Source organism: Streptococcus humanilactis (assembly GCF_019448275.1).
Taxonomy (GTDB): Bacteria; Bacillota; Bacilli; order Lactobacillales; family Streptococcaceae; genus Streptococcus; species Streptococcus humanilactis.
In genome coordinates this window covers 1-202 of the sequence record NZ_JAHXBZ010000072.1, presented here as the reverse complement: position 1 = coordinate 202, position 202 = coordinate 1, and the positions used below count along the sequence as shown (strand labels likewise).

The window sequence follows — 202 nt, the reverse complement described above, 5'->3', positions numbered from 1 at the left end:
CGCTGGCGTTGTTTGTCCGGATACGCTCGCTGGTTTGTGTCCTGGTTCATTGATGCTGACACTTCCTGCCGTTGCTGTGTCTGGTAACTTCGTATTTGGAATCTTGAACGTTCCATTTTCTCCTACTGTGAAGGTGTCGTTGTCAATTCCTGGTACTTTAACTGTCGTTCCTGTTGCGTAAGTGCCGCCATTCGCTTTACTT

General features: G+C 48.0%; 1 protein-coding gene. It reads right to left on the bottom strand.

The genetic code is table 11. The features are described from left to right. Positions 1 to 147: hypothetical protein (locus KV696_RS10530; RefSeq protein ID WP_373688307.1), on the bottom strand; the 147-nt coding region annotated here is incomplete at its 3' end. Between the last annotated feature and the right edge of the window lie 55 nt (positions 148 to 202).